Origin of the sequence: Lysobacter sp. yr284, assembly GCF_900107375.1 — a bacterium.
GTDB lineage: Bacteria > Pseudomonadota > Gammaproteobacteria > Xanthomonadales > Xanthomonadaceae > Lysobacter.
Genome location: NZ_FNPT01000009.1, coordinates 132,871 through 156,510, shown reverse-complemented (window position 1 = coordinate 156,510; position 23,640 = coordinate 132,871). Strand labels below are relative to the sequence as shown.

The following is a 23,640-nucleotide window of genomic DNA, read 5'->3' as shown; positions in this document are numbered from 1 at the left end:
CGGTGCCGGGCAGTTCAAGCGCCCGTGCCCTGCCCCTGGTCGGTTCCAGGCCCGCGGTAACGCCCCGTTGCGGCGCCTGTGCGCGGCCCCCGCCGCGGCGCCGCCGGAGCGCGCGGCTCAGGCGTCCTGGGCGACCACGACCAGGGCCGGGCGCAACAGGCGCTCGTTGAGCAGCCAGCCCTTCTGGTAGACCTGGACCACGTGGTTCGGCGCGACGCCCGGCGCCGGCACCATGCTCATGGCCTGGTGGTGTTCGGGATTGAACGGCTGGCCGACCGGGTCGACCGCGACCAGGCCGTTGTCGGCGCCGACCTTGAGCAACTGGCGCAGGGTCAGCTCCATGCCCTGGCGCAGCGCGCTGGCGTCGCCGCCGGCGGCGGCCAGGCCGGCCTCCAGGCTGTCGATCACCGGCAGCAGGTCGCCGAGCAGGCGCTCGTTGGCGAACTTGCGCGCCATCTCGATGTCGCGGACCACGCGCTTGCGCTGGTTCTCCAGCTCGGCGCGCTCGCGCAGCGCGTCCTCGCGCAGCTTGTTCATTTCCGAACGCAACGCCTCGACCTCAGACATCGCGGCGCCGGCGGCGGCGACCGGGTCCTGGGCGTCGGGGTTGGGGTGGGCGTTGGCCTGGGGGTTGGGGTCGTTTGGGTTCATGCTGGTTCCTTGCGGCAATCCGCGACAGGGCCAGCTATGGGGGCCGGGGACGGGCATTCAAGAGGCGGCGGCCGAATGGCGGCCCGGCAACGGCGGTGAACTGCGGCGATCGTGCGGGATCGGCGGGCAGCTCCGCGGTTCGCGGCGCATTTTGGAACAATCGGCCTGGAGCGACAGCCCCCCTGCTTTTGTGGGAGGGCCTTCAGGCGCGATGCTTTTCGGTCGGATCGCGGCGATCGGGCACAAGAGCATCGGACCTGAAGGCCCTCCCACAAGAGCCCTGGGCCTGAAGGTACTGCCGGCAGGACCGGGCTACTCGCCTTCGCCCGCCGGCCCCTCACCCGGCTCGAACGCATCGCCGAGCGCGTCGGCGGCCGCCTGCACCACCGGGATCACCCGCTCGTAGGCCATCCGGGTCGGCCCGATCACCCCGAGCACGCCGAGCACCCGCCCGCCGGCGCCGTAGGGCGCGGTCACCAGCGATACGCCTTCCAGCGGCGCCAGCCCGGTTTCCTCGCCGATGAAGATGCGCATGCCCGGCGCGCTTACGGTGCGTTCGAGCAGTTGCAGGATCTCGCGCTTGCGGGCGAAGGCCTCGAACAGCTCGCGCAGCCGGTCCAGGTCGGCCAGCTCCTGCACCCCCATCAGCCGGGTCTGCCCGGCCAGGACCATGTCGTCGCCGTCCGGCGCCAGCGCCTGTTCGGCCAGTTCCATCGACTGCGCCAGCAGCGCCTGCATCTCCGACTGGGCGTTGCGCAGCTCGCGCAGCAGGCTGGCGCGGATCTCGGCCACCGGCCGGCCGGCGAAATGGGTGTTGAGGTAGTTGCCGACCCGCTCCAGCTCGCCGGCCTCGAACGGGCGGCGGGTCTGGATGATGCGGTTCTGCACTTCCTGGTCGGCGAACACCAGGATCGCCAGCACCCGCTGCGCGTCCAGCGGCACGAACTCGATCCGGCGGAACGCGAACTGCTCGCGCTTGGGCACGCTGACCACGCCGACGAAGTGGGTCATCGCCGACAGCAGCTCCGACGCGCTGCCGAGCAGGGCCTGGGTGCCCGAGCCGGGCGGCAGCTCGCTGCGCAGCCGCGCCACCTCGCCCTCGGGCAGCGGCCGCACCTGCAGCAGCGAATCGACGAACAGGCGGTAGCCCTGGGCGGTGGGGATGCGCCCGGCCGAGGTGTGCGGCGCGCTGAGCAGGCCGGCCTCTTCCAGGTCGGACAGGATGTTGCGGATCGTCGCCGGGCTGACGTCGAGCCCGGCATGGCGGGCCAGGGTCTGCGACCCGACCGGCTCGCCGCTGTGGATGTAGCGGCCGATCAGCGCGCGCAACAGCTGGCGCGCGCGCGGGTCCAGGGCGGGGTCGTTGGCTCGGCGGTTCATGGGGGCGATATATGCGCGCCGGCGGCGGGGCGCAAGCGGTCCGCGGTCCGGGACCGGGGCGATTCGCGACCCGCGACCGGATTCGGCCGCCGGTTGGCCGCTTGCCGGAGCGGTTCGGGCGAGCGTCCGCCGCGATCCGCGCCGCCGGCCGGCGCGTCGCGCGAGCGCCGCCGAAGCGCGACCGCCGTCCGCCCCGACGCCCGCAGGGCAGCGCCCGTCACCGACCGCCCTCATACTGATGCCGCGGCGACGCCCACCCGCGTCTCACCCGCTGATCCACCCTCCCCTTACGCTCGCTCCCGCCGCGCGCCCATTCCCAGCCACGCCCCCTCCCAGGCACAATCGCCGCCGCATGCTCGCCCATCTTTCGCTCAAGCAATTCGCCGTCGTCACTGCCGCCGAACTCAGCTTCGGTCCGGGCCTCACCGTCATCTCCGGCGAAACCGGCGCCGGCAAGTCGCTGCTGGTCGACGCGCTCGGCCTGCTCAGCGGCCTGCGCGCCGACAGCGGCGTGGTCCGCCACGGCGCCGACCGCGCCGAGCTGGTCGCCGACTTCACCCTCGACGACGCCCCGCTCGCCGCGGCCTGGCTCGGCGAGAACGAACTCGACGAGACCGGCGACGGCGGCGCCCCGGTCTGCCAGATCCGCCGGGTGATCCGCGCCGACGGCGGTTCGCGCGCCTGGGTCAACGGCCGCCCGGTCACCCTGAGCCAGCTCGGCGAGCTGGCTTCCAGGCTGGTCGAGATACACGGCCAGCACGAACACCAGGCCCTGCTGACCCGCGCCAGCCAGCTCGACCTGCTCGACGCCTACGGCCGCCACGAGGCCGCGCGCGAGCCCGTCGCCCAGGCCGCGCGCGCCTGGAGCGCGCTGCTGCGCGAGCGCGACGGGCTGGTCGCCCAGGGCGACGTCTCCGACCGCATCGGCTGGCTCGAACACCAGCACGCCGAACTCGAGCGCGAGGCGCTGGAACCCGAGGCGATCGCCAAGCTCAACGCCGACCACCGCCGCCACGCCCACGCCGCCGGCCTGATCGCCGCCTGCGAAGGCGCGTTCGCGCGCATCGGCGGCGACGAAGGCCCGTCGCTGACCCGCACCCTGCAGCAAGTGCGCGGCGACCTGCAGCGGGTGGCCGAGCACGAACCGCGCCTGGGCGAAGTCGACGCCATGCTCGACAACGCCGCGATCCAGATCGACGAGGCGCTGAGCCTGCTCGACCGCGTGCGCGACGACCTCGACCTCGACCCGGCCGAATTCGAACGCATCGAAGCCCGGCTCGGCCGCCTGCACGAACTGGCGCGCAAGCACCGGGTCGCGCCGGAGCAGCTCGGCGCCACCCGCGACGGCGTCGGCGCCGAACTGGAACAACTGCGCGGCGCCGGCGAACGCCTGGACGCGCTCGACGCCGAGATCGACGCCGCGCGCAAGCGCTGGCGCCGGTCCGCCGACGCGCTCGGCCGCGCCCGCCGCGACGCCGCCGCCTCGCTGTCGGCGCGCACCACCGAACTGATCGGCGAGCTCGGCATGGGCGGCGGCCGCTTCGCCGTCGAGATCGAGCCGCAGGAAGAAGACCGGCCCGACCCGAACGGCGCCGAACGGGTCGAATTCATGGTCGCCGCCAACCCCGGCCAACCGCCGCGGCCGCTGCGCAAGGTCGCCTCCGGCGGCGAACTCTCGCGCATCTCGCTGGCGATCGAAGTCGCCGCGTTCGGGCTGGACGCGGTGCCGACGATGGTGTTCGACGAAGTCGACACCGGCATCGGCGGCGCCGTGGCCGAGATCGTCGGCCAGAAGCTGCGCGCGCTCGGCGGCAGCCGCCAGGTGCTGTGCGTGACCCACCTGGCCCAGGTCGCGGCCCAGGGCCACGCCCATTACCGCGTCGCCAAGGCCGCCAGCGAAGGCGTCACCCAGAGCGCGGTGCAGGTGCTGGCCTCCAAGCAGCGCGAGGAAGAACTGGCGCGCATGCTCGGCGGCGTGGAGTTGACCAAAGAGGTGCGGGCGGCGGCGCGGCGGCTGTTGGCCGACGTGGTGTAAGGCCTGCGGCTCGGCAATGAAGGCAACAGGCCGCAGGCAACGCTAAGCGCGCGCGGCGACCGCGCGTTCGCCGCCGGCGTCCTCGCGGCCACGGCCTGGCGGGAAGGATCGAGGCCTGCGCGCCCATCGCCTTGCGCCCACAAAAAAGCCCGCTGATGCGGGCTTTTTTTCGGACCCGGGATGGCGTCGCAGGCGCGACGACCGACCCAGCCTCCATTGATTGCCTGCTTTCCCGGTCCCGCCTTAGCGCTTCTTCCTCACATACAGCACCAGCGAATGCTCTTCGATCAGGTAGCCGTGCTCGGCGGCGATCTTGCGTTGCAGTTCCTCGATCTCCGAGCTTTCGAACTCGATGATCTTGCCGGTGTCGATGTCGACCATGTGGTCGTGGTGATGGCCGCGGTCGAGCTCGTAGACCGACTGGCCGGCCTCGAAGTTGTGCTTGAGCACCAGGCCGGCGGATTCGAACTGGGTCAGCACCCGGTAGACCGTGGCCAGGCCGATGTCCTCGCCCTTCTCCAGCAACATCCGGTAGATGTCTTCCGCGGTCATGTGCCGCGGCTTGGCGCTCTCCAGCAACTCGAGGATCCGCATGCGCGGATGGGTGACCTTGAGTCCGGCGTTGCGCAGGTCCTGAGATTCCATGGGGGTACGTCCCTTCGATGACTTTGGACCGGCGCGGGCCGGTCCGGGTGGAGACCGGCTGGCCGTCGCCGCGAAGGGCGCACTGGGCGGGCGGGCCGGAATGGCGGATGAACGCGAGGAGCCGCCCCGCGCCGCGATCCGCCCTTGGTGGGGTCGGGCTTCAGTGTATCATCGGGCCCGTTGCCTTCGACTGCCGCAGACACCCTATCCGATGCGTAAGCTCTTGCTCGTTCTCTCGCTCGCCCTGGTCACTTCCGGCTGCGGCATCATCTACAAGCAGCCCATCTATCAGGGCAACCTGCTCGAGAAGACCGCGGTCGACCAGCTCCAGGTCGGCATGAGCAAGCAGCAGGTGCAGGTGCTGATCGGCACTCCGTCGATCGAGGACCCGTTCCACCAGAACCGCTGGGACTACACCTCGACCCAGCGCGTCGACCGCCTCGGCCACACCGCGCGCAAGAACCTGACCCTGTGGTTCGAGAACGACGCGCTGTCCAAGTGGGAAGGCGACTACTTCCCCGAGCAGGACAAGGAAATCGCCGCGGCCTCGGTCAAGCAGTTCGGCCGCAACCTGGCCAAGGAAAAGGACAAGAAGAAGCGCCGCTGAGGCGCGCGTGCGCTCGCTCCGCCGACGACAGCCGCCGCAAGGCGGCTGTTTCGTTTGCGGGGCCGAAAGCGATCGCCGCGTTCGCAGGGCCTCGCGACCCGATCGCCGCAGACCGATCGCCGCTTCGCGACCGCTACTTCTTCTTGAGCGGCCGCTCTTCCGCCCGCCGCCGCCGCGCTTCCTTCGGATCGACCTGCAACGGCCGCAGCAACTCGACCCGGTCGCCCTCGCGCAGCACCGTGTCGGCGCCGGCGCGCACGCCGAACACCGCATAGCCCACCGCCTCGGCATCGCCGTCGAATCCGGCCGCCGCCACCGCCTGGCCCAGGGTCGCGCCCTCGGCCAGTTCCACGCTCAGCGCCTGGAACCGGCGCGGCCAGGCGCGGACCACCTCGACCTTCATGCAGGCGCGCCGCCGGCGCCCGGACCCGACGCGGCGACCTCGGCCGGCGGCCCCGGCTCGGCGCCGCGGTCGGCGACGCGGACGAAATCGTCGACCATACGATCGGCCAGGCTCTGGAACCCCAGCGCCATCGCCGGCCCCAGCAGCTTCACCGCCGGCTCGAATTCCAGGGTCAGGGTGACCTTGCACGCCGATTCGTCCAGCGCGTGGAACTCCCAGCGCCCGCCGAGCTTGCGGAACGGCCCGTCGACCAGCTTGAGCTCGATGTGGTGCGGCGGCGACAAGGTGTTGTGGGTGGTGAACCAGGTCCGCAGCGCGCCCAGGCCCAGGTCCAGCCGCGCGACCATGTGGGTCGCGTCGGCCTCCAGGATCTGCGCCGCCTCGCACCAGTCGAAGCGGCGCGGATAGGCGGCGACGTCGTTGACCAGCGCGAACATGCGCGCGGCGGAATGTTCGACCAAGGCGGAGCGGCGGATGGTAGGCATCGTTCTCGCTTATTGGGATCGCAGCGCGGGTTTCAACCGGGCTCGGCGGGATTCGGCCGGACCGCCCGCATCGGCAACCCACGTCGGCCCTGCCCCGATTCTCGGCCATCGCGGGCCGGCAAATCGACCCCCGCGCCGCTCCCGCCCCGCCGACCGGCTACTCAAACCGCCTCCGGATCGGAGACAATCGGGTATGGCCAAGACAAACAACAAGACCGCCAAGGATAAAGCAAAGGGCGGCGCAGGCGGCACCATCGCGCAGAACAAGCGCGCCCGCCACGAGTACCACCTGGAAGAGAACTTCGAAGCCGGCCTCGCCCTGCAGGGCTGGGAGCTCAAGTCCATCCGCGCCGGACGCGCCAACATCACCGACGCCTATGCGGTGGTGCTGCGCGGCGAGATGTACCTGATCGGCGCGCAGATCGTCCCGCTCATCTCCGCCTCCACCCACGTGGTCACCGAGGAACGGCGCAGCCGCAAGCTGCTGCTGCACCGGCGCGAGATCGACACCCTGATCGGCCGGGTCCAGCGCGACGGCTACACCGTGATCCCGACTTCGCTGTACTGGAAGGGCAACCGGGTCAAGGCCGGGCTGTCGCTGGCCAAGGGCAAGCAGAGCCACGACAAGCGCGAAGTCAGCAAGGAACGCGACTGGGAACGCGAGAAGCAGCGGGTCATGCGCCGACACAACCGCGACGCGTGAGCCGCGCCGCTGCGGCGGCGCGGCGAAGGGCGGTTTCGGACCGGACATGCGGGGGCCGGCGCGGCAGGCGCGCCGGCCACGTGTGCGCGCGCGCGGGAATCGGTTCGCGGTCGTCTAATTGCCGCGGTCGCGGCTCGCGCCGCTCCTACATGGGCTACCTGTAGGAGCGGCGCGAGCCGCGACCGCGACATTTCGAACGCCGGCGCAAGCTCAGCATCGCCCCGCCCTCACCCGCCATGCCCACCGCCCGGCAAGGTGAAATAGAACACCGCGCCCTCGCCTTCGCTGCCCTCGGCGCGGATCGTCCCGCCGTGGCGCTCGACGATGCGCTTGACCGATGCCAGCCCGATCCCGTGCCCGGCGAAGTCCTCGACGCTGTGTAGCCGCTGGAACGGCCGGAACAGCTTGTCGACATAGGCCTGCGGGAACCCGGTGCCGTTGTCGCGCACGAAGAACTCGCGCCCGCCGCCGGGCGCGTCGGCGAGGCCGAACTCGATCGTCGCCGGATCGCGGTCGCGGGTGAACTTCCAGGCGTTGCCGAGCAGATTGCCGAGCAGGTTGCGCAGCAGCGAGGCGTCGCCGACCACCTGCAGCCCCGGCGCGATCCGCGCCTCGACCGCGCGCTGCGGCTCGCCGATGCGCAGTTCCTCGACCAACTCGCCGGCGATGCGGCTCAGGTCGACGTTCTCGTGCTTGAGCTCGCTGCGGGTCAGCCGCGACATCTTCAGCAAGGCGTCGATCAAATCGCCCATGCGCGAGGCGGCCTTGCGCACCCGCGCCAGATAGCCGCGGCCGGATTCGTCGAGGCGGTCGGCGTACTTCTCGCCGAGGATGCGGCTGAACCCGTCGATCGCCCGCAGCGGCGCGCGCAGGTCGTGCGACACGCTGTAGGCGAACGCCTCCAGTTCCTGGTTGGCCTGGCTCAGCTCGCGCGTGCGCAGCGCCACCCGCGCCTCCAGGGTGCGGTTGAGCGCGTGCACGCGCGCTTCCGCGCGCAGCCGCTCGGTGACGTCCTCGACCTGGACCAGACCGGTGATGTCCTGGCCGACCTTGCCCGGCACCGGCGAGTAGGTCAGCTGCACCTGCCGCGCCACGCCGTGCTGGCGGCGCAGGCGGCGGGTGGCGCGGTGCACGCCGTCCTCTTCGTTGCGCTCGTCGGCCGGCGCGTGCGCATCGGCCTCCTCGTCCTCGAGCAGGCCGTCGAAGCGCTGGTCCAGCAACTGCGCGCGCGACAAGCCGACGATGCTCGCCAGCGCCGGGTTGGCATCGACGATGCGGCCTTCGCTGTCGAGCAAGGCCTTGCCGATCGCCGAATACTGCATCGCGCTGCGGAAGCGCGCCTCGCTGCGGCGGAAGTCCTCGGTCATGCGCATCGCGATCTGGCGCGCGCGCGACTCGGTGTGGGCCAGCACCAGGGCGATGCCGTACAACAGCAGCGCGGTGAAGATGCCGAGCGCGAACATGTTGCGCAGGCCCTCCATGCGCGGCACCGCCTGCTCGATCGGCGGCGATTCGTATTCGATCCGCCAGGTCCGGCCGTAGACCTCGAAGGTGGTCTTGTGCAGGAACGCCGCCGGCTGCTTCGGCTTCGCCCCGGCGGTCTCGAACAGCAGGGCGTTGCCGCCGCCGCTCTCGTCGTAGATGCGGAAGCGCAGGTCCTTGTGGCCCTCGGCCAGCGAGGTGTCGACGAACTTCTGCAGCCGGAACGGCACGTACACCCAGCCCTGCATCTCGGCCCGGCGCAGGCTCGGGCTTTGCGGCCGGCCGCCGCCGAGGTAGACCGGCAGCACCAGCAGCAGGCCGGTGCTGCGGATGCCGTCGTGCTTGTCCTGCAGCAGGTCGATCTTGCCCGACAGGCGCGCCTGCCCCGACTCCAGCGCCGCTTCCATCGCCGCATGCCGCACCGGCTCGGAGAACATGTCGTAGCCGATCACCTCGACATTGGCCGCGGTCTTCGGCTCCAGGTAGAGGATCGGCCCGTACACCTCGCGCTGGCCGAACGGACGCACCGTCAACAGGCCGTAGCCGGCGTCGCGCCATTCGTTCTGCAACTGCACCAGCAGCCGCTGCGGCACGTAGCCGGTGAAACCCAGGCCCAGGGTCGAGGGAAACCGGCGCTGCAGGTTCATGCCCTCGACATAGGCCTTCCACTGCGCCGCGGTCGGCCGCTGCACCGAGGCGAACAGCGATACGCCGCCGCGCGCCACCAGTTCGTAGTTGACCAGGCGCTGCTGCAGCAATTCGGTGACCTGGGCGGTGCGGCCGATGAACTCGATCTGGGCCGAACGCTGCTCGCGGTCGCGCGCGACCCGCCAGGCGGTGAACACCAGCACCAGGGCGACGATGAACACGATGAAGGCCAGCACGTAGCCGCGGCGCGGGAGCAGCCCGGAGACATCGGCAAAATCCGGCGTGGAGTCCGGTTCGTTCGGCGGAGCGGCGCGGGCGGCCGGATCGGTCGTCGTCATCGGCCCAAGCATACAAGCCGCCTCCCGACGGGCCCATCGCGGAGCCTGCACACCACCGTCGATGTGCAGGCGGTCGCACGGCCCCGACCTCGGCCGGCCCCACCCTCGCCCGTTTCATCCTTCGCCGTCGCGGCGCGCGCTGTCGCGAGGAGCGCGGGCGGAGGGCGGAGGGCGGAGGGCGGACGGTGGTCGGTGGTCGGTGGTCGGTGGTCGGTGGGCTGTGGGCTGTGGGCTGTGGGCTGTGACTGTGACTGTGGCTGCGGCTGCGGCTGCGGCTGGCGGAGCCAGCTAATCGGGCGTGGCGCTGTCCAGCATCAGTCCCTCCAGCATCAGGCGGTTGATGCAGTCCAGATGCTCCAGCGCCAGGCGCCGACACTGCCGCGGCCAATGCCGTTGCGCCAGCACCGACGCGCCCTCGCCCTGACGCTGCGCCAGATAGGCCTCGATCTCGTCGGCGATGCGCAGCAGCTCGCGCCCGTTGCGGTCGGCGCGCGCCGCCAGCCGCGCCCGCGACGCCCGCCGCGCGCCCCAGCGCCAGCCGGCCAGCGCCGACGCCGCGAACGCGGCCCCGGCCCCGGCCGCCAGCACCCACCACAGCCACGCCATCGCCGGCGGCGCGGCGGCCGCCAGCCCCGCGGCCGCCGCGCTCACGGCCCGGCCTGCGGCAGCGCCATCAATTCCGCCGGCGCCAGCCGGAATCCGCAGGCGCGCGCCATCAACAAGGCCCGCTGCCGGGTCGAGACATAACCGCGCGAACGCATCCGCCGCAACATCGTCGCCGACACCCCGGCCGCGGTCGCGGCCGCTCGCACCGTGTCGAAACAGGCGATATAACGTTCGATGGGGTTGGGGGGCGCGCTCGGCGGCGCCCGCCGCCGGTCGCGTCCGCTACCACTTCCCGCGGGGTTTTCCGTCGCACTTTCAACCTGCGGTTCGGTCGCGTTCGTGACGCGGCTTCCGTTTTGCGGACGCTGGCGCGAAGCCTCGCGGCCTTCGCGGACGCGGTAGCGGCGCCCATGCGCCCAAGTATTGCCGTTGCTGCGGTTCAGCCCTTCCATGGTCGTTCCCTGCGTGCATCCATGCACGATCAAATTACCATTCGAAATTGCTCTTTTCAACAAGCAAAAAGAGTGATCTTTTTACGCGAGAATACGCAACAATGAGTTGCGCTCTTTCTCCGCCTCCGGCGTAATGCCGGCCCGGACCCGGCGCCCACGTTTAGCCCTGCAGGATGCTCCGGCGAGACCTATGACCAACGCGCCCCATCAAGAATTCGCCAACCGTTTGCACCAGGCCCTGGACTTCTCCGGATTCGCCAAGGGCCGGGCCCGCACCGGCGCCCTCTCCGCCTACTACGACGTCAGCCGCGAGACCGCGCGCAAATGGCTGGTCGGCCTGGCCCTGCCCGAACTCGAGCGCATGCTGCAGATCGCGGTGCAGCAGCACGTCAGCTTCGAATGGCTGGCCACCGGCCGCGGCACCATCGAAGGCAAATCGCTGTCGGTGCGCGAGAACGCCGCCAAGTACAGCGATCCCGACGAGCTGCGGCTGATGGGCCTGATGCGCAAGCTCTCGCGCAAGAAGCGCCGGGCGCTGATCGAACTGCTCGACGGCAACTGAGCCGGCCCGGCTTCGACGGCCCGCCCTTTTGCGGCAGGGCCTTCGGCCCGGTGCTTTGCTATCCGCTCGCGGCGACCTGAAAGAAAAGCATCGGGCCTAACGGCCCTGCCACCGTCGCTGCGCCTGAGCGCCGCCCCACCGTTTTCGCCGCCGGACTTGAGAACCGGCGCGCAGCCCCTATACTGAACGGGTCAGCGCTGTAACGCAGTTCCCCGGGGGTGCACTGGCTTCGACGGGGGTCGCGAAATCGCCTGGTGCATGCCGAGGGGGTAGCTTTCCTCGTAAATCCAGCTGCAAAACTCTAGTTGCCAACGACGACAACTACGCTCTCGCCGCTTAAGGCGTAAGCCCCGAAACTGCTTGTGTCCGTGCTCGCAGCGTAGGGTCACTATCACGGAATCGCCGGGAGCGGCCGCCTGCCAGCTCCCGGTCAACCTATAGCAGGCTGGTCCTTGGATGCGCTTTGCGCGCCGTGCTGTCCCGGGACGAGATCTAACGGAGCGCTAAGCATGTAGTGCCGGGGATGGAGTGCCTTCGGACGGCGGTTCGATTCCGCCCACCTCCACCACTTAGTTGTTCTAGCAAGACCAGATCAGGCCGGAACCCCCAATGCAATCAAGGGTTCCGGCCTTTTTTGTGCCCGGAATGGTTCGGCATGATTCGTCTTAACCCGGTAGACGCTGGGGGTATATCTGGGGGTACAAAGCCCGCCCCGCAAAACCGATACCCCCACAATATGCCCCTTACCGACGTCGCCATCCGGAAGGCCAAGCCGGCCCACAAGCCCCTCAAGCTCTCAGACGGCGCCTGCCTGTATTTGCCGCTCATGCCCTCCGGGGCGCGCTACTGGCGCTGGAAGTACCGCTGGCTCGGCAAAGAAAAGCTCCTGTCGCTTGGGGTGCACCCCGAAACCGGCCTGGCCGACGCCCGAAGCAAGCGCGACGACGCGCGCCGTATCCACGCCAGTGGCCGCGACCCTGCCGAGGACCGCAAGGCAAGCCAGGCCGCCCGCGAGATGGCCTCGGCGACCAGCTTCGAGGCCATCGACAACGAGTGACTGGGCAAGCGCGACCGGGTGCCGTCCTACCAAGTCAAGGTCAGGGGCTGGATGGAAAAGAACGTCTACCCTTGGATCGGCAGCCGGCCGATTTCCGACCTTGAAGCGCCCGACTTCCTGGCGGTCGCGAGGCGTATCGAGGAGCGCGGCGCCATTGAGTCGGCACACCGCATCCTTCAGAACTGCGGCCAGGTCATGCGCTACGCGATCGCCACCAGTCGCGCGCACCGCAACCCCGTTGCCGACTTGAAGGGCGCCCTACCCCCGCCGCCCGAACGCCACTACCCCGCAGTGACCGAGCCGAAGGAACTCGGCGGGCTGGTGCGCACGATCGAAGCGCTTCGCGGCACGCACACCGTGCGCGCGGCGCGGCGCATCTCGCCCTACGTGTTCCTTCGTCCGGGCGAACTTCGGCACGCGGAATGATCCGAGTTCGACCTAGAAAAGGCGTTGTGGTGCATCCCGGCCGCCAAGATGAAAACCCGCGCCCCCCATATCGTGCCGCTGGCCGCGCAGCCGCTGGCGCTGTTCCGAGAGCTTCACGAACTCACCGGCCGCCGGCGGTACGTATTCCCCGGCGCACGCAACCCGAAGCGGGCAATGTTGGAGTCTGCGGTTAACGCCGCGATGCGGCGGCTTGGCATCAACACCGAGACCATGACCGGGCATGGCTTCCGCGCCACAGCACGGACCATCCTGGACGAGGTGCTGCACTTCCGCGTGGACATCATCGAGCACCAGCTCGCGCACGCTGTCAAAGATCCGAACGGGCGCGCCTACAACCGTACCGCGCATCTGCCGCAGCGCATCGAGATGATGCAGCGGTGGGCCGACTATCTCGACGAACTGCGCCGAGACATTCCACGTCTTTGAGCACACGGATCATCCTTCAGGCGCTACGCTCAGAGGCCCACGCCAGCCCGCCAATCCGCGGCCCCAGTTCTAAGCGCCAGGTCGATCCCTTCGAACGGTGTCGGTCCGCCCAGGAGCCACCCTTTGGCCCCTCAACGTGAAGCAGGCGCCGGCGCACCAGCCGGCCAGGGTTGCCCCACTCGTCAGCCTCGCGCTCTTCCTCGATGACGGCCACGGCCTCGCCTGGCTCATATACACCAGGCGTGGCGGTGGACCGGAGTCGGCAGGGGTAGCGGGAGTGGCAGATCGGCATGGCCCGCATGGTAGCGATAGCCATCTCGCAGGTTGCGACCGACAGCGATAGGATTGGCCGAAGCCATCAAGAGGTTGCCGGTCCCGCCATTGATCCGACAGGTGAAGGCTACGCTGCGGTTGCGCGTGACGCTTTAGGGGGTCGAAGAGACTTAAAAAGCACGCGCTTCGAACTCACCTTCAATCAAGTGCCGCCGGCCTAACAGGGTTCATTCGCTATGGAAGATGCTGCAAAGAACTCGGTATTGCGGCGAATAGATGCGCTTATCCGTGTGGGATACAAGATCGAACCGTGCACCGATGAGGCCTTGAAGCTTGAACATCCGGCCCACCCTGAGTTCAAGCACGCGCGCCTCATGATGTTCGATGACGGATTGATCGTTGGCGGCCGTATCGACGAGATGCACGAATTACGCATTTCGGCGGCAGATGAAATGAAGTTTTCAGCATTTCTTCGATCCATCCCCAAACCGACAAGCTGGCAGATGCACCGAGACAAGTTCTACTTTGTCGTTGCATGGACCATCGGCATCGCGTTCTGGACCGTGATCGTGCTCATGTGGAAAGCGGCCATCGACAAATAGCTTTCATGAGCCAGAGGTTAGTTCAATGCCCCTTTCCCTCCGCCAGGCCAAGTCCAAAGCTGCAGAGCTAGCCAAGCCGACATCCTTTTCCCCTGAAGACGTTTAAATGCAGGGAAGAGAAGACTCACCAAGGGAAATACGCGATGAGCCCGATTTCAGAAGAAGATGCATGCAAGACCGCATTTGTAATGGCAATCAAAGATGCGTTAAACGTTGTCAATGGCAAATGGAAACTAGCCATCGTATGCACGATGTTGCGCGCCCCTCGTCGTTTTAACGAAATGGAGAGACTTCTTAAGGGCCTAACGCCACGCATGCTCGCCAGAGAATTGAACGCGCTGGAAGTTAGCGGTGTTGTCACTCGGGTTCCTGGGGCCGCCCTCTCCCGCGCAACACATAGCTATACGCTAACAGAAGCGGGAAAACAGCTAGAAAATGTGATCATCAGCATGGCGGAATGGGGAGTCCAATATCGGAAGCTATCCGCAAAAAATTGCTAGAAGGCTTATCACCACCCGCGAGCCAAGGCTTTGGCCAAACCCAGAAAAACCCGGAACGAATCCGCTATCAATAGTGTGAGTGAATGCCGCGGCGACACCGCCTACCATCACGAGCCCTCAATCGCGGATCGCACGTATGCCCTCCCCTCAGATCGCAGTTGTTGAGAAAATGTTCTCAGCGTTTGCCGCCAAAGACCTCGATGCGGCAGTCAGCACGGTATCTGAAGACACCTTATGGATTCACCACGGAACCCAAAAACTACCGTCGATGCGCTTCGTTGGAAAAAGCGGAGTAAGGCAGTTCTTTGAAATAAACTTCAACACGATGAGCGTAACGTACTTTAACGTGAGCGAAATCATCCAGAACGCAAACTTGGTCATCGCGTTCGGAAACGAAGAGTTCACGATGGCGGGCAGAGACGATGCACTTGCTCAGAAGTGGGTGCAGATCTATACCGTGGAAAACGGCCTCATCACGCGCATGGAGGAATTCGCCACCTCCGCGGATGAAAAGAGCTATCTCGTAGTCCAATAGCACGACGAGCAGATCATGCAAGACTTCCTGGGCCAGGACGACTCAGGAAGCTCTGCTGTAGTGATTGCTGTCCGCGGGAGCAATGTGGCTAAAGGACACCAGCAGGCTGAGACCGCGGGAACCACATTCTGCGATGGTAGACGCCTCAGGAATGCGAAGGCTGAAACGCCAGATCAAAACCGCCACCGAGTAGTTGGCTGCCGGCGTTCAATGTCGTTAAGCCTGACGACAGGGTAGCGGCAGTCGTTGATCTGCCCGCATCGCAAGGCTCGCCTCGTACGGCTTGCACTGACCGGAGTAGCATCGGCCCAGCCCACCAAGGTTCCCGCCCATGCCACTTTCGATCCGACACGCGAAGGTCCAAGCCGCGCAACTACGTGACGCCCTGGAGGTCGGTGAGACCTGGGACGCGTCTGACTTCGAGCGGGCGTTCAACTTCAAGAGGCGCTGGGACGACCTGGTCGCACAGGCGCCGAGGAGCAAGCGGCAGCACTAGGAAAGGCTCGGCGCGCAGATCGCCGAGGAGTCGCCGACGTTCAGGCGACCGGTCTGGCAGATAGGTTAACGAAACATCGAAATAGACTGTCCGTCTGGCCCTTGAGCCTGCGTTTGAAACTCTGCCAACAATCCGTTGGCTTCGTACATACCAGGGGGCACCATGAACAACTGCGACCTCGCCGCATCGGCAGTGATCGACGGGAGAAGCCAGCCGAATCGTCTGTACGTCCACGGCTCCGTCTTTAGCTATTCATTGCGCGACAAAGTCTTGGTGACGGAACGCGTTCCCCAGGGCATCAATCCTAGAATCCTAATGCTCATCCTGGATGTTGAGGAGCACGCGGGACCGATGAAAGGGTCCTGTCGTCAGTTTGTTTTCGAAAAGACGTCGACGGTAATCAATACGATTCGATTCATGTGGACTACGGCGGAGACACAGACACGATCCAGGTCAAGTATCTCGGGTAGATCGAAGACTCGAACGATGACCAGCGCCCCGCTCTGCGGGGCGTTTTCATGTCACCGAATGGGCCGATCAAAAAAGTCCTGCTGATCGCCGAACAGTTGCCGAACGAACCCTTCGTCCTGACTTTGGTTGGTGGAAATCCGAGCGATACCAAGTAATTCGCCTCGGCGGCCCTTGTAGCTTCAGCCCCCGCCTGAGCGCGCACGCTGCCAGCCGGGACAGTTCGCCGCCGGCGCAAGACCGGAACAGTCGGCACTTGCCGCGGCACAAGGTCAAGAATCACCGATCGTGGGAAATGTGCCTCGCTCAGGAGATGGTGATGTCGGAGCCGGCTTCGGCCGCGCCGGCGGTGCCCTGCCCCATCAGCGGCGGCTTCGGCCACTCGAAGTCCGGAAATCCGGGCAGGTCCGGCAGGTGACGCAGTTGGGTGCGGCATGGGATTCACGTCCGAGCGGGACGCCTGCGCGTCTACGGCAATGCCATCGTCCCGCAGGTCGCAATCCAAGTGGTCGCCTCCCCCTCGACACCGAGCGCTGCATGAACACTAATTCCGCGTGGGCATGGTCCGCGATGTGTCTAACGGCCCCTGCCACAAGTAAAATCTAGCCTGAGTCAGTCTCGCATTCCTTGCAGCGCTTCGATACAGATTCTCTCGGCTTTCTCGGCTGCCTCCACGAGCCCGTGAATAAGCATCTCGGCATTCTTAATTTTTTCGATGCGGTCCTGCCCCGTCGCTACAGTGGCCCGCAGAGCTATTTGCTTTAGGGGCAGAAGACTACCGTGAAGCGACACCAGCAAGCGCGCTTGATCACGAGGCAGGATATGAAGCCTTCCTTGTTTCTTAGAAATTGACTCAAGCTCTAGTTCGCTCATGATTTTCGCAAACTGCGCGTGATTGCCCGCTACGAATTTAGCTCTGCCCTCGCCCTCTGCAATCAACAACCCAGCTCGACACAGCTCTAATTTAAGGTGATTCACCTCAGCCAGAAAAAGTATGAGCAGCAGCTGGCCCTCTATATATTGCTCCTCGTCATCCATAGCTTGAGCTTTGCTCTCTCTATGAGATGCCTGCTGTGTTAACTCGTATGTTCGGCGACTGAGCCAGAAGACGCTGATACCTACGAACAAGTTGACGAGCACCCCCAGCCAATCAGCAATGCTACCCAAGTTACCACCCGATCCTCCCAGAGTTGGCGTCATACATGAACGTCCTTTTTTTACCAAGTCGAATGGTTCGCGCTCTAACCGGCGACGAAAGATCGCGATCTAAGTTCGCGGTGAACATGCTGCTCCAGAGAGGCACCTACCGGAACTTGGAGCCACAAACACCCTGGCAGCAATTACAACGAATCTTTTGGGCGCGTCCGGCCAGAGCTTTCGACATTGCCGGGAAATCGCTACTTCGATGCGGGTGACCAACACATGACCCAAACTGTCTGCAAGACGGCCCTCAAGTACGATAAACTTGACGCATCGCAATATATCCATCGGAGGTCCAGTGCGTAACTTTTCTCACCGACCCACTGTCCGCACTCGCGCCCGCGACAATATCTAGCATATAGCTTATCCAGATCGAAGAAATTACTGTCTTCCTCGATACATAGGCCGCGGCATAAAAGCCCGCCACCTCACCGCAAGCCGGCGGAGGATCAGCGCTCTACCATCGGCGACGTTGGGATAGGTGCCGATCGATCCGGGGTCTTCGACTCAGCGCCGTCGGCGCCGGACAAGCCGGTCAGGATCGCCCCGCTCGTCAGCCCCGCCCGGTCACGGACTCGCCTCACGCTTGATGGGCGGATCTCACCGACGAGCCTAGGCGGCGGAGACAGCGGAAGCGGCAGACCGGCGCGATCGCGCCGGTCTTCTCAACCGTCGCCGCATCGGCGAGCTGCCGCTTCGATACCTATGCGCAGCGCCACCAAGTCATCCGATCGCTGGGCCCGCACCTGCGAAAGGGCCGGCCCAGTTCGGCCGGCCCCTGTCGCCCGCGCGCAGTCGCGATCGACCGCGACCGAGCGTTCGAAGAATCCGCAACGCGCTCAGCCCGGGCGAATGATCTCCCTGGCGATCGCCTTGACCCCGGCCACGATCCCGCCCACCGGGCCTCCGGATTCCACGCCCGCGATGACCGCGCGCACGACGCGGACCACGCCGCGAAGAAATCTGCAGCATCCTTTGTCCTGGAAAACCGCCTCGGTTTCCTTGTAGCCCGACAGCAGCTCGACGGAGTATCTGGCGAAACTGATCCCCTCCAGGACCTTCAGGTCTTCCTTCGATCGACCCAGCGACTTGAGCGCGCGCTCTTCCAGCTTGGCCAGGCTCGCGCCGAGTTCGTCGGTGGATACGGCCGCATCCAAAATCGCGTCCAGTTCGACGAAGTATCCGAACTGCTCCTCGCTGAACCGGTCTTTGATCGGGGCCAGTTGCTCGGCGAGCGGCGCGGTGTCGTCGAGCGGAAGCACCGCGGACAATTCCGCGATCGTATCGGCGACCGGCTGGTCCAGCTTGTAATGGCACTTTTCGACCAACGCCACGACTGCGGCGTCGATCGTGGTCGCCTCCGTCCGGATCACGCAATCCATGTAGCCGATGCTGCGCGCGGCGGACTCTTCCATCGGGTTTTGCGCAAGCGCTGGCGTCGCGGTCAACGCACACGCGGCAAACACCGACGCGGTGTACAGCGATCGAGAGATTCGTGCGGCGCGCGACAGTGCGTGCGCCCAGAACCTTGGCTTCGGCGACAGGCTTCCTTTCGTGTTCGACTCCATCTCGTTCTCCCGGGAACGTCGTTAAGCCATGAGCGATTCATGGCGCCAAAACGTTGGCATCGAAGCCGGGGGCCGACCGCGATTGACATCACAAGCCGATTCGGCTGGCGTGCAGGCCATCGCGTACTGGAGCCGCCGTCGGAATTCGTCCGTGCATAAGCCCGGACGCCGGACGTGCGCTGGCCGGGTTCTGTTGCGCAACGCGTCTAAGCGTTCCGCCGGCGCAGCGCGCAGTGAGAGCGCCGACACCCCACTGCGGGCGGCTTTTGCGTCGTCGACGCAGACAGGCCGCTGCGCTGGCGTCGGCTCCCGGCGGCGCTTCGGCGCAGGCGGCCTCCGCGAGAATCCTGCCGAGGGCGTCGGCGAATCCGCGGCGGCGGCAGGCTCGAATCCGGGAGCGGGGAGCGGATCGGCACCCGCATGGCGAAGCGGAATCGAGCGGCCTGGGACGGGAAACATCTTCGGGTGTCTGCGGCCGATGCGGATCAGTTACCCTGATTTCCCAGTCGCTTGCATCGACCCGCCGGTGCCGTCCGCCTGCGCCAGGCAGGCGCAGATCGTTCGGTCGCGGCGAAGGCCAGCCGAAGCGGGCGACCGGTCTTTTTCGTATCCGCCATCGCCCATGGAGGGCCGCAATGCACTGGAAACGCAGACTGTCGAGCGCGCTGGTCGCAGTGTTTTCCGCTGGCTGGCTGTTCCCGATCTGGCTGGGCGTGCGGACTTATCTGGCTTACTGGCGCGCCGAGGTCCCGCAGCTGATCAACGGCATCCCGAGCGGCAATTCGTTTCCGTTTCTGGAGTTCAGCAAGGAGTGCTTCGGCTGGGGCCTGAGCTGGCTCGCCGCGGTCCTGGCGCTCTGGAGCTATATCGGTTTCTCGGCGCTGCTGCGCGCGCGCTGCGAGCGGGCCTGACACGGCCGGCCTTGAACGAACCGGCCTGAAACCAACGAAGGCCGGCATGGGCCGGCCTTCGTCGTGCATCGCGAGCGCGCTCGCGCGCGACTGCGCAGCGCGGGATCGGCGCGCAGGCGGGACTTATTCGTCCTCGTCTTGCTCTTCCTCGTCGCCTTCCTCTTCGTCCTCGTCTTCCTCGTCCTCGTACGGCAGGCCCATCGAGTAGCGCAGCCACGGCTCGCCGCCGGCCTTGGTGCCGGGGGCCACGGCGAGGACGACCCAGCCGTCCTGCAGGCGCTGGTTCACTTCCTGCACGTCGTCGACTTGCACCACTTCACCGATCGTTTCCAGATCCACGTGTGTTTCGCTCCAGGGTGGGAGCGCGCAGCATACGGCAGGCCGCGGGGATGGGTAAGCGGCGGTCGCTGCGGTATTCGCAGTCGCGGTTCGGCAAGACCTGGGCGAGCTTGCGGTGCATCTGCGGGAGGGGTTTCGGCCCCGATGCTTTTCGCACGGATCGCGGCAATCGCGTCGAAGAGGCCGGCAAACCGAGCGAAGAGCGTCGCGGCTGAGGCCCTCCCGCAGCGCCGTCTCGCACAAACCGCGCTACTCCGGCGCGTTGCGCAGGGATGGCCTGCGCGCTACGGCTTGGCGCAGTCCGCGCTGTGCTGGTCGGCATACCAGATCGCGCGGCGCGCGCGGTCGTAGGCCAGGTCGGCCGAGCGCGGTAGCAGTTGCTCGGCGCTGACCGGGTCGGCGCCGGAGGCGTAGGCGCGCTCGATGCGTTGCAGTTCGTCCAGGCCGGTCAGCGCCGGTTCCAGCAGCGTGCGCAGGCGTTCCAAGTCGCAGCCGCGGCGACGTTGTTCCAGCTCGCCGATGGCGGCGCGGATGCGCGCGCTGGCGCGGCCGCCCAGGCCCGGCGCGCGCTCGAACGCGATCGGCGCGGCCTTGTAGGCGTCGCCGGTGGCCTCGCTGCCCAGGTCGGAGGGACGCTCGTGCAGGGCCGGATTGAACCGCACCGGCGGCGGCGGCCGCGCGGTGATTTCCTGCACCTGCTTGCGCCCGGGCAGTTTGTCGACGATTTTCTGCAGGCGTTTTTGCGCGCGCTCCATCAGCGCTTCGCCGAGGGTGCCGTCGCTGGCGAAGCCGCCGAAGCCGCCGCCTTGCGGCGGCAGCGGGTTGTCGCGTTCGAACGCGTTCCTGACCTTGGACGCGGCGGGATCCTCGTCGCTGCCCGGCAGGTAGGTCTTGCGCTTCATCGGATCGAACTCGGGGTTCGCGGCGAGCGCGGGACGGCCCTCGTCGGTGTACAGCCGCGCGCTGGGCGCGGCCTTGCTGCGGCCGGCGACCGGGCTGCCGGCCGCAGGGCGCGCAGGCGCGGCGGGCGGGCGATCGGTTGGCGGCGGCGCTTCGCTGCGTTGCGACGGCGGCCCGGGCGTCGGTTCGGGCGTCGGCGATTCGGGCGTCGATTCGGATTCGGATTCGGGGGCGACGCGCGGCGCCGGCGCGATCCGCTCGATCAACACCACCTCGAGTTCCTGCGCGGGCGGCAGCGGCGGCGGGATGCGCATCAGCAACCACACCATGAATCCCGTCGAGGCCAGCGCGACCAGGGCGGCGGCGAGGCGCAGCGGCAATTCGGGCGAGGACTGGTCGGCGTGCATGCGTCTTGTTCGGGTACCGGTGCCGGCACGCACGGCGCGGCGCGTGCCCGCCCCAACCAAGCGGGCGCGCGGCGATGCGGGGCGATTGCGCAGGTGCGATTGCGGAGAAACGACTACGAGCACAACTCGCGCGGATCGCGCATGGCGCGGCTCGCGGACCCGATGCGCGCACGCGCGGGGCGGCGGCGTGCGTCGCTCGCGCTTGCGAGGACTGCGCCTGCGAAGGCCGCGCCGCGCAGATCGCCTCGACGAAGATCGCGTGCGCAGGGCCCGCATCCGCGAACGCCGCGCCGACGATGCCGGCGGCTGGCTGCGCGCGGATCGGGTCGGCCGACGATAGCGAGGAGCGCGCCCGCAGGAGAATTAAATTTCCGTTGCTCCCGCCGTTGCGGCGAGATCGGTGTAGCCAGCGTTCACGAAGCCGCGGCGGATGCGGCCGGACGCGCTCGCGCACGCCGGCCGCGCGCGTCGCGCGGCCGCGGCGGCGCGCAGGTTCAGCGCTTGCGGAACGACGGCACCAGCGCGCCCTCGGCGAGCTTGCCGTTGGACTTCCACACCACCGTCGCGCTCGGGAACTCCTCGTTGCGCGCATAGGCCGCGACCTGGGCGGCGAGGATCTTCGGCGCGCCGGCGCTGGCCGGGTTCCAGGCGAACACGCCCTGCTTGCCGTACCACACCACCGGCGTGGTGGTGTCCAGGCGGGTGTCGGGGCACAGCGCATAGCCGCGCGATTCCAGCACCTTCAACGCGGCCGCCGGCACGGCGACGACGCCCGGGCGGGTGCGCTGTTCGGAATGCTCGGGGCAGGTCTCGGCGGAACGGGCCAGGGCGGCGGTGTAGGTCGCGTTGTCCTTCGGCGGCTGTTGCGCGCGCCGCTTCTGGGCGTCGGCATGCGGGGCGAAGATGAGCAACAACCCCAGGCTGGAACCGAGGATCCGCGACTTGCAATTCATGGTGACTCCAAAAGCGAAACGATGAGGGCGCGATACCGCAGGTACAGCATGCCGGACGGGGACGCGGACCGATACGAATACGGCGACAGGCCGGCCGCCCGGCCGCGCGCCCCATCGCCGGGGGCGCAGCATATCAATCGTGGGCGTGCTGTTTCGTGTCGGCTGCAAGCTCTGGCGGAGCCCGGCCAGGACAGTATCGAGCACCCAGGTCGCAGCCCCCGCGACCGCGGGGCGCCAGGCTGGGCGCGGCGAAGCGACTTGAGACACACGTATCGTTTTGAGCTATCATCCGTCCAGATAAAGACGGAACCCTTGCCATGAGCACACCCGCCAAGCCGCCCGCCCCGGCCAAGGGCGCCGCCAACGCCAGCGCCAAGCCGGCCAAGACCGCCGCGCCGCGCGGCCGCCGCGAGGCCGCGCACGGCGTGCGCGACGCCGCCGCCTACCCGCGGCCCGCCTCCAAGCGCTCGCTGTCGGTCAAGGAACCGCTCGCCGCCGAGGCCTACGGCGCCCCGGCCACGCTCAACGGCTATGTCGCCTACCTGCGCACGGCCACCCCGCTGCAGCGGGTCGAGGCCGAACGCGAAGGGGTGCCGGCGCGCATGGTCAAGCACATGGCCAGCGACATGGACCTGCCGGCGGTGCGCATGTTCGACATCCTCGGCATCGCCAAGGCCACCGCCGAGGCCAAGGCCGCGCAGCAGGCGCACATCACCGGCGCCAGCGGCCAGGCCGCACTGGGGCTGATCCACCTGCTCGGCATCGCCCGCGACATCGTCGACGACAGCACCGATCCGGCCGCGCCGGGCTTCGACGCCGCGCGATGGCTCGGCCACTGGATCGAGCAGCCGCAGGCGGCGCTGGGCGGACAGCGCCCGGCCGACCTGCTCGATACCCCGACCGGGCTCAGCGTGGTCGCGCGCCTGCTCGGCTCGCTCGCCAGCGGCGCCTACCAGTGACGCGCCGCGGCGGCGCCCGGACGAGGCCGGGACGATGACGACCCTGTGGCGGATCGCCGGCGAGACCCGCGCCTACCGCGCCGACGACCTCAGCGGCGCGGGCGCGGCCAAGTTCCCCGGGCGCTGGAACGACGAAGGCCAGCGCGTGCTCTACACCGCCACTTCGCTGGCGCTGGCGGCGCTGGAGACGGCCGCCTACGTCGACGCGCACGGCCTGCCGTTGAACCGGCACGTGGTCGCGATCGAGGTGCCGGCGCCGGTGTGGAAAGCGCGCGTCCAGATGACCGCCGCCGACCTGCCCGGCGGCTGGGACGCGGTGCCGGCGGGCATGGCCAGCGTCGGCGTCGGCTCGCGCTGGCTGCAGTCCGGCGCCTCGGCGATCCTGCTGGTGCCGTCGGTGATCGTGCCGGAGGAATACAACGCGCTGATCAATCCCGAGCACCGCGATGCCAGGAAGCTGCGCGCGACGACGGGGCGCAAGTTCCAGTACAACGTGGTGTTCCGCGCGCCCTGAGGCGGCCGCAGCCGGTGTAGAGCGGCGCAAGCTGCGATTGTGCCGCATCGCGCTCGCGGCGCGATCTTGCGGCCCCGCGGTCGCGGCT

Annotated in this window: 25 protein-coding genes, 1 other RNA gene and 1 pseudogene; 14 read left to right on the top strand and 13 right to left on the bottom strand. The window is 67.6% G+C overall.

Features of this window, described 5'->3' with window-relative positions; translation table 11 throughout:
* Positions 1–117: 117 nt before the first annotated feature.
* Positions 118–651 (bottom strand): nucleotide exchange factor GrpE, encoded by a 534-nt coding sequence (gene grpE, locus BLV01_RS15225; RefSeq protein ID WP_091801278.1) that lies wholly within the window; start codon positions 649–651, stop codon positions 118–120.
* 312 nt (positions 652–963) lie between these two features.
* Positions 964–2,031 (bottom strand): heat-inducible transcriptional repressor HrcA, encoded by a 1,068-nt coding sequence (gene hrcA / locus BLV01_RS15220; RefSeq protein WP_091801275.1) that lies wholly within the window; start codon positions 2,029–2,031, stop codon positions 964–966.
* Positions 2,032–2,383: 352 nt separating this feature from the next.
* On the opposite strand from hrcA, the gene recN reads away from it, so the two are divergent.
* Entirely contained in the window at positions 2,384–4,066 is a 1,683-nt protein-coding gene (gene recN / locus BLV01_RS15215; protein ID WP_091801272.1) for a DNA repair protein RecN, read from the top strand.
* Positions 4,067–4,309: 243 nt separating this feature from the next.
* Here recN and fur read toward each other — a convergent pair whose 3' ends face one another.
* Positions 4,310–4,711 carry a ferric iron uptake transcriptional regulator gene (gene fur / locus BLV01_RS15210; RefSeq protein WP_091801269.1) on the bottom strand — a complete coding sequence of 134 codons (402 nt, stop codon included), beginning with the start codon at positions 4,709–4,711 and terminating at the stop codon, positions 4,310–4,312.
* Between the two features lie 211 nt (positions 4,712–4,922).
* On the opposite strand from fur, the gene bamE reads away from it, so the two are divergent.
* Positions 4,923–5,318, top strand: a complete 396-nt coding sequence (bamE, locus tag BLV01_RS15205) for an outer membrane protein assembly factor BamE (RefSeq protein ID WP_091801265.1) — start codon at positions 4,923–4,925, stop codon at positions 5,316–5,318.
* 133 nt (positions 5,319–5,451) lie between these two features.
* Here the strand turns inward: bamE and BLV01_RS15200 are convergent, their stop codons facing one another.
* Positions 5,452–5,721, bottom strand: coding sequence for an RnfH family protein (locus BLV01_RS15200; protein WP_091801262.1), 270 nt, complete (start codon positions 5,719–5,721; stop codon positions 5,452–5,454).
* Between the two features lie 62 nt (positions 5,722–5,783).
* Positions 5,784–6,206 (bottom strand): annotated as a pseudogene (locus BLV01_RS15195) (type II toxin-antitoxin system RatA family toxin); the annotation flags it as partial.
* Between the two features lie 193 nt (positions 6,207–6,399).
* Between BLV01_RS15195 and smpB the strand changes: the two are divergent.
* On the top strand, positions 6,400–6,909 hold the full coding sequence (gene smpB, locus BLV01_RS15190; protein ID WP_091801256.1) for an SsrA-binding protein SmpB: 510 nt from the start codon (positions 6,400–6,402) through the stop codon (positions 6,907–6,909).
* Positions 6,910–7,136: 227 nt separating this feature from the next.
* Here smpB and BLV01_RS15185 read toward each other — a convergent pair whose 3' ends face one another.
* The 3 genes from BLV01_RS15185 to BLV01_RS25520 all read right to left on the bottom strand — a co-directional run bounded on the left by BLV01_RS15185 (position 7,137) and on the right by BLV01_RS25520 (position 10,435).
* Positions 7,137–9,377: a CHASE domain-containing protein gene (locus BLV01_RS15185; protein WP_175485971.1), complete on the bottom strand. Its 2,241-nt coding sequence runs from the start codon at positions 9,375–9,377 to the stop codon at positions 7,137–7,139.
* A gap of 288 nt (positions 9,378–9,665) precedes the next feature.
* On the bottom strand, positions 9,666–10,028 hold the full coding sequence (locus BLV01_RS15180; RefSeq protein ID WP_091801248.1) for a hypothetical protein: 363 nt from the start codon (positions 10,026–10,028) through the stop codon (positions 9,666–9,668).
* Positions 10,025–10,435, bottom strand: coding sequence for a hypothetical protein (locus tag BLV01_RS25520; protein ID WP_139178720.1), 411 nt, complete (start codon positions 10,433–10,435; stop codon positions 10,025–10,027). Before BLV01_RS25520 ends, BLV01_RS15180 begins: the two co-directional genes overlap by 4 nt.
* A gap of 190 nt (positions 10,436–10,625) precedes the next feature.
* Here BLV01_RS25520 and BLV01_RS15175 point away from each other — a divergent pair, with 190 nt between their 5' ends.
* From BLV01_RS15175 to BLV01_RS15150, 8 genes are all read left to right on the top strand, one after another.
* Entirely contained in the window at positions 10,626–10,997 is a 372-nt protein-coding gene (locus BLV01_RS15175) for a helix-turn-helix domain-containing protein (protein ID WP_031373591.1), read from the top strand.
* A 214-nt stretch (positions 10,998–11,211) separates the two neighbouring features.
* Positions 11,212–11,565: a transfer-messenger RNA gene (gene ssrA / locus BLV01_RS15170) on the top strand.
* Between the two features lie 168 nt (positions 11,566–11,733).
* A complete protein-coding gene (locus BLV01_RS27185) occupies positions 11,734–12,054 on the top strand; it encodes an Arm DNA-binding domain-containing protein (RefSeq protein ID WP_343124245.1) in 321 nt (106 codons plus the stop codon).
* Between the two features lie 51 nt (positions 12,055–12,105).
* Positions 12,106–12,480 (top strand): tyrosine-type recombinase/integrase, encoded by a 375-nt coding sequence (locus tag BLV01_RS27180; RefSeq protein WP_343124244.1) that lies wholly within the window; start codon positions 12,106–12,108, stop codon positions 12,478–12,480.
* A gap of 48 nt (positions 12,481–12,528) precedes the next feature.
* Complete coding sequence (locus BLV01_RS27175) at positions 12,529–12,927, top strand: tyrosine-type recombinase/integrase (RefSeq protein WP_343124243.1); 399 nt, start codon at positions 12,529–12,531, stop codon at positions 12,925–12,927.
* Positions 12,928–13,436: 509 nt separating this feature from the next.
* Positions 13,437–13,802 (top strand): hypothetical protein, encoded by a 366-nt coding sequence (locus tag BLV01_RS15160; protein WP_139178718.1) that lies wholly within the window; start codon positions 13,437–13,439, stop codon positions 13,800–13,802.
* Between the two features lie 143 nt (positions 13,803–13,945).
* The gene (locus tag BLV01_RS15155) at positions 13,946–14,302 is read left to right on the top strand and encodes a winged helix-turn-helix transcriptional regulator (RefSeq protein WP_091801241.1); all 357 of its coding nucleotides are present in this window, start codon (positions 13,946–13,948) and stop codon (positions 14,300–14,302) included.
* A gap of 136 nt (positions 14,303–14,438) precedes the next feature.
* Positions 14,439–14,837, top strand: a complete 399-nt coding sequence (locus BLV01_RS15150) for a nuclear transport factor 2 family protein (RefSeq protein ID WP_091801239.1) — start codon at positions 14,439–14,441, stop codon at positions 14,835–14,837.
* A 1,576-nt stretch (positions 14,838–16,413) separates the two neighbouring features.
* Here BLV01_RS15150 and BLV01_RS25515 read toward each other — a convergent pair.
* Positions 16,414–17,001 carry a hypothetical protein gene (locus tag BLV01_RS25515; protein ID WP_139178716.1) on the bottom strand — a complete coding sequence of 196 codons (588 nt, stop codon included), beginning with the start codon at positions 16,999–17,001 and terminating at the stop codon, positions 16,414–16,416.
* 839 nt (positions 17,002–17,840) lie between these two features.
* Positions 17,841–18,569 (bottom strand): hypothetical protein, encoded by a 729-nt coding sequence (locus BLV01_RS15145; RefSeq protein ID WP_139178714.1) that lies wholly within the window; start codon positions 18,567–18,569, stop codon positions 17,841–17,843.
* Between the two features lie 635 nt (positions 18,570–19,204).
* On the opposite strand from BLV01_RS15145, the gene BLV01_RS15140 reads away from it, so the two are divergent.
* Positions 19,205–19,480 (top strand): hypothetical protein, encoded by a 276-nt coding sequence (locus BLV01_RS15140; protein WP_091801233.1) that lies wholly within the window; start codon positions 19,205–19,207, stop codon positions 19,478–19,480.
* Positions 19,481–19,603: 123 nt separating this feature from the next.
* Here BLV01_RS15140 and BLV01_RS15135 read toward each other — a convergent pair whose 3' ends face one another.
* The 3 genes from BLV01_RS15135 to BLV01_RS15125 form a co-directional block, all read right to left on the bottom strand.
* Positions 19,604–19,819: a hypothetical protein gene (locus BLV01_RS15135; RefSeq protein ID WP_091801230.1), complete on the bottom strand. Its 216-nt coding sequence runs from the start codon at positions 19,817–19,819 to the stop codon at positions 19,604–19,606.
* A gap of 284 nt (positions 19,820–20,103) precedes the next feature.
* A complete protein-coding gene (locus BLV01_RS15130) occupies positions 20,104–21,126 on the bottom strand; it encodes a hypothetical protein (RefSeq protein ID WP_091801227.1) in 1,023 nt (340 codons plus the stop codon).
* A gap of 494 nt (positions 21,127–21,620) precedes the next feature.
* The gene (locus tag BLV01_RS15125; RefSeq protein WP_091801224.1) at positions 21,621–22,079 is read right to left on the bottom strand and encodes a hypothetical protein; all 459 of its coding nucleotides are present in this window, start codon (positions 22,077–22,079) and stop codon (positions 21,621–21,623) included.
* Positions 22,080–22,396: 317 nt separating this feature from the next.
* Here BLV01_RS15125 and BLV01_RS26635 point away from each other — a divergent pair, with 317 nt between their 5' ends.
* Positions 22,397–23,038, top strand: coding sequence for an antitoxin Xre/MbcA/ParS toxin-binding domain-containing protein (locus BLV01_RS26635; protein ID WP_217633521.1), 642 nt, complete (start codon positions 22,397–22,399; stop codon positions 23,036–23,038).
* A 34-nt stretch (positions 23,039–23,072) separates the two neighbouring features.
* Positions 23,073–23,552, top strand: a complete 480-nt coding sequence (locus tag BLV01_RS15115) for an RES family NAD+ phosphorylase (RefSeq protein WP_091801221.1) — start codon at positions 23,073–23,075, stop codon at positions 23,550–23,552.
* Positions 23,553–23,640: the final 88 nt, after the last annotated feature.

What these genes read in the sequence shown, in the direction of transcription:
- grpE (WP_091801278.1), bottom strand. Translation starts at nt 651, where the DNA reads ATGAACCCAAACGACCCCAACCCCCAGGCCAACGCCCACCCCAACCCC.
- hrcA (WP_091801275.1), bottom strand. Translation starts at nt 2,031, where the DNA reads ATGAACCGCCGAGCCAACGACCCCGCCCTGGACCCGCGCGCGCGCCAG.
- recN (WP_091801272.1), top strand. Translation starts at nt 2,384, where the DNA reads ATGCTCGCCCATCTTTCGCTCAAGCAATTCGCCGTCGTCACTGCCGCC.
- fur (WP_091801269.1), bottom strand. Translation starts at nt 4,711, where the DNA reads ATGGAATCTCAGGACCTGCGCAACGCCGGACTCAAGGTCACCCATCCG.
- bamE (WP_091801265.1), top strand. Translation starts at nt 4,923, where the DNA reads ATGCGTAAGCTCTTGCTCGTTCTCTCGCTCGCCCTGGTCACTTCCGGC.
- BLV01_RS15200 (WP_091801262.1), bottom strand. Translation starts at nt 5,721, where the DNA reads ATGAAGGTCGAGGTGGTCCGCGCCTGGCCGCGCCGGTTCCAGGCGCTG.
- smpB (WP_091801256.1), top strand. Translation starts at nt 6,400, where the DNA reads ATGGCCAAGACAAACAACAAGACCGCCAAGGATAAAGCAAAGGGCGGC.
- BLV01_RS15185 (WP_175485971.1), bottom strand. Translation starts at nt 9,377, where the DNA reads ATGACGACGACCGATCCGGCCGCCCGCGCCGCTCCGCCGAACGAACCG.
- BLV01_RS25520 (WP_139178720.1), bottom strand. Translation starts at nt 10,435, where the DNA reads ATGGAAGGGCTGAACCGCAGCAACGGCAATACTTGGGCGCATGGGCGC.
- BLV01_RS15175 (WP_031373591.1), top strand. Translation starts at nt 10,626, where the DNA reads ATGACCAACGCGCCCCATCAAGAATTCGCCAACCGTTTGCACCAGGCC.
- BLV01_RS27185 (WP_343124245.1), top strand. Translation starts at nt 11,734, where the DNA reads ATGCCCCTTACCGACGTCGCCATCCGGAAGGCCAAGCCGGCCCACAAG.
- BLV01_RS27180 (WP_343124244.1), top strand. Translation starts at nt 12,106, where the DNA reads ATGGAAAAGAACGTCTACCCTTGGATCGGCAGCCGGCCGATTTCCGAC.
- BLV01_RS27175 (WP_343124243.1), top strand. Translation starts at nt 12,529, where the DNA reads ATGAAAACCCGCGCCCCCCATATCGTGCCGCTGGCCGCGCAGCCGCTG.
- BLV01_RS15160 (WP_139178718.1), top strand. Translation starts at nt 13,437, where the DNA reads ATGGAAGATGCTGCAAAGAACTCGGTATTGCGGCGAATAGATGCGCTT.
- BLV01_RS15155 (WP_091801241.1), top strand. Translation starts at nt 13,946, where the DNA reads ATGAGCCCGATTTCAGAAGAAGATGCATGCAAGACCGCATTTGTAATG.
- BLV01_RS15150 (WP_091801239.1), top strand. Translation starts at nt 14,439, where the DNA reads ATGCCCTCCCCTCAGATCGCAGTTGTTGAGAAAATGTTCTCAGCGTTT.
- BLV01_RS25515 (WP_139178716.1), bottom strand. Translation starts at nt 17,001, where the DNA reads ATGACGCCAACTCTGGGAGGATCGGGTGGTAACTTGGGTAGCATTGCT.
- BLV01_RS15145 (WP_139178714.1), bottom strand. Translation starts at nt 18,569, where the DNA reads ATGGAGTCGAACACGAAAGGAAGCCTGTCGCCGAAGCCAAGGTTCTGG.
- BLV01_RS15140 (WP_091801233.1), top strand. Translation starts at nt 19,205, where the DNA reads ATGCACTGGAAACGCAGACTGTCGAGCGCGCTGGTCGCAGTGTTTTCC.
- BLV01_RS15130 (WP_091801227.1), bottom strand. Translation starts at nt 21,126, where the DNA reads ATGCACGCCGACCAGTCCTCGCCCGAATTGCCGCTGCGCCTCGCCGCC.
- BLV01_RS15125 (WP_091801224.1), bottom strand. Translation starts at nt 22,079, where the DNA reads ATGAATTGCAAGTCGCGGATCCTCGGTTCCAGCCTGGGGTTGTTGCTC.
- BLV01_RS26635 (WP_217633521.1), top strand. Translation starts at nt 22,397, where the DNA reads ATGAGCACACCCGCCAAGCCGCCCGCCCCGGCCAAGGGCGCCGCCAAC.
- BLV01_RS15115 (WP_091801221.1), top strand. Translation starts at nt 23,073, where the DNA reads ATGACGACCCTGTGGCGGATCGCCGGCGAGACCCGCGCCTACCGCGCC.